3 protein-coding genes are annotated in these 3,012 nt (G+C 37.0%); 2 read left to right on the forward strand and 1 reads right to left on the reverse strand.

Features of this window, described 5'->3' with window-relative positions:
- On the forward strand, positions 1-473 hold a 473-nt coding region (locus KB557_RS10310; protein WP_255133921.1), incomplete at its 5' end, for a glutathione peroxidase.
- Between the two features lie 295 nt (positions 474-768).
- Here KB557_RS10310 and KB557_RS10315 read toward each other — a convergent pair.
- Complete coding sequence (locus KB557_RS10315; protein ID WP_255133923.1) at positions 769-2,235, reverse strand: MFS transporter; 1,467 nt, start codon at positions 2,233-2,235, stop codon at positions 769-771.
- Positions 2,236-2,372: 137 nt separating this feature from the next.
- On the opposite strand from KB557_RS10315, the gene KB557_RS10320 reads away from it, so the two are divergent.
- Positions 2,373-2,750 (forward strand): hypothetical protein, encoded by a 378-nt coding sequence (locus tag KB557_RS10320; RefSeq protein WP_255133925.1) that lies wholly within the window; start codon positions 2,373-2,375, stop codon positions 2,748-2,750.
- Positions 2,751-3,012 lie beyond the last annotated feature (262 nt).

Below are 3,012 nucleotides of genomic sequence, written 5' to 3' on the forward strand. Positions count from 1 at the left end.
AAATGGATCTCTCCCAAATTTTCATTCCGGGTATTGACGACTCTGAGATACCCATGGCGAATTATCTTGGATCACCACTCTTAATTATTAATGTTGCTAGTGAATGCCGTTACACGCACCACTACGAAATGATTCGATTGAATGACATGTTGTATCGACGGAGAGGACTTCGTACAATGCTTTTCCCGTGTAATGATTTTGGCAATCAGGAACCAAAGTCTATTGAGGAGATTCTAAATCTCATGCAAAGTACTTTTCGGATACACCTACCAGTTTTCAATAAAACTCATTGCGTTGGCCCCCAAATTCACCCACTTTTTCAATTTTTGACAAAAAACAGTGAACTAGTGAAATGGAATTTTGAGAAATTTTTTGTGAATCCTCAAGGTATGTTAGAGAAAAGATTTGGTTCATCTATAGAGTTAAGTGAACCTGATATCCAGATGTTTATTGATAAGTTTCTTCCTACATAGGCTTTTATGTTACTTGCGCGCGTTTTTTTATAACAAATCTGAGTATTTAGTTTGTATTAGCTGTTCCGAAAGCCCTACCAACAGAGCTTAGCGTTCAGTTTTTTCTTGATGTGGATCCAGTTTTATTTAGTTGAACTGCATTTAATGTTGAAGATTTTGATTGATAGGCAAGGCTAACTGTTAAAACGCTTTATATATGGCATCTGTTTGTTATCTATCGAAATTCAGGAAACTACAAAAAAGATTATTGATTTAATAACTTGATTTATAAATTATTGATCAGTAGGTAAAGGAATTATTCGTGATGTGCTATTTTAGTTTTTCTGCGAGTAAAACATAGATATCCTCCAATAAAACTAAATATCGTTAAGGTATTAAAAAGCAGTGATTGGGCATTTAAATACGCAATTGCTACTGTACCAACCTTAAGAACCTCCCGAAGCATTGATGCAGCATATGCAGTACCAAAGGCTGAGCCTATAAAACTTACAGCCCATATAACCCCTGATGCTGATCCAGTACTTTTCAACGGTACTGAATCAAGAGCTGAGCTGTTGTTTGGTGATACAAATAAACCTGCGGCGCTTCCAACCAAGAACATAGCTATACTTAATTTAATAACTATTTCTTGTAACCCTGTTGCGGTTGTAGGAGCTTTGCTGATGCTTTCAAGTCCTATAAGTGCAATACCTCCGCAAATAAAACCTGAAGTGGTTAACCATCTGGCACCGTATTTATCACTCATTTTTCCTGCAATTGGACCAACTATTGCTAGGCCAAATGCATAAGGCATCATAACAAGCCCACTCTGTAAAGGTGTAAATCTCAGAACCTGTTGAGTGAAAAAGGGTATAGCAAATGTGCAGGCAGCAACAATTGAGTTATTTAGTAAGCGCGTGAAGGTGCCTCTAGCAAATTCAGCAATGGAAAATAAGTGTATATCAAGTAGTGGTTTCTTCATGCGAAGTTCAGTTTTAACAAACATAACAAGTGATATTATCCCCAATATAAATAAGACTATGCTTTGTGTTGTTATTGATTTGCCTGACGAAATTCTCACTACTGATAACATCGTAACGCCTATACCAATTGCAGATAGCAGAAAACCAGCAAAGTCGAAGCTTTTGTCTGATTTGTCTGCGATAACATTTTGAAGATATTGATCTTTTAGTATAAAAAGACCGATTAAAATTGCTATTATCCCAATTGGCACGTTAACATAGTAGATAGAACGCCACCCAAAACTTCCTATAAGTTGACCGCCTAATGTAAAGCCAAGCGCATATCCAATAGAGAATACTGTTCCATTTATTCCTAATGCAAGACCATGCTGTTTAAGTGGGAATACTGTTAGTGATATCACATTGCTGTTGGCTAATAGAGCGGCCCCACCCATTCCTTGCAATACACGCATTAATATTAATATCTCAATCGATGGTGCTAATCCACAAAGAGCTGTAGCCAAAGTATATACAAAGAACCCTGTGATAAATATAGTTCTCATCCCATAAAGATCTGAGAGGCGACCCGCAGCGGGAAGTGAGACAGCTACAGATATAAAAAATGCTGATATTACCCATGCCGATGTGCTTGCAGTAGTAATTAAATCTTTGGTAATATTTGGTAGAGCTAGATTTGATATCGTTGAATCAACACCCACTAGTAGGATGCTCATTTGAACAACAAGTAGGGCATACCATTTATATCTGTCTTTCTCGATGAGGTTACTTAGAAATTTTCTCCGAATTTCTGACGTTGCCATAAAAACTTTTTTTCAAATATACCATGAGATTTAGGTTCTGCAACTGCTTGATTTTGTTGATTTGACTATTTTTGCTCCCATTTGATACAATAGACTCATCCAACAAATTATTTGAACCAATGTCAGAAGCTATGAGAATGCACAGGCGCATCACCCGCCTTAACCACATCGCGCTAATGGCAAAGCCTTGTGGCCACGATCTAGCAAGGGCGTTTTATGTTGATATTCTTGAAATGCAAGAGATAGAGCTGCCTCCAGAGCTCTTAAAAGATTTTGATCTAATGTGGTTTAAGTTCTTAGATATGATGATACATTTAAGCTTTACCAATGATTTTGTGGCCTCACCTGTAGGGCGGCATATTTGTTTAGAGGTTCAAGATGTTATTGCCTTAAGAACTAAGCTGGAAGCTAGTGGTCACACAGTTGAGGATCAGGTTTTATTGCCAGACCGGAATCGTTTCTTCATTCCAGATCCATTTGGTAATTATTTTGAGCTTATGGAGTTCAAAAATTAATGCTTTTCCATGATTGTTGCTAAGCCTTTGTATTCCATCTATTAGTTTTATATTATGAGACTCTTATCTTTCTCATACCTTTTACTTGCTAGCTTTGCTCTTAATTTTTTATTTCCTCTTAGATCATCTGCTCAGTTACAACAGGAAATCACGAAAGACATTTTAGATCCTTCTTCGCTTGTTGTACCCAACGACACTGTTAAGTTTTTATTAGCACCACTTCAGTCCTCTAATCGGATTGAATATAACCATTATCTTCCTC

Origin of the sequence: Synechococcus sp. Cruz CV12-2-Slac-r (genome assembly GCF_024346075.1) — a bacterium.
Taxonomy (GTDB): domain Bacteria; phylum Cyanobacteriota; class Cyanobacteriia; order PCC-6307; family Cyanobiaceae; genus Synechococcus_D.

Bases quoted from the DNA above. Each gene is read 5' to 3' on its own strand.
- KB557_RS10315 (WP_255133923.1), bottom strand. From the start codon at position 2,235: ATGGCAACGTCAGAAATTCGGAGAAAATTTCTAAGTAACCTCATCGAG.
- KB557_RS10320 (WP_255133925.1), top strand. From the start codon at position 2,373: ATGCACAGGCGCATCACCCGCCTTAACCACATCGCGCTAATGGCAAAG.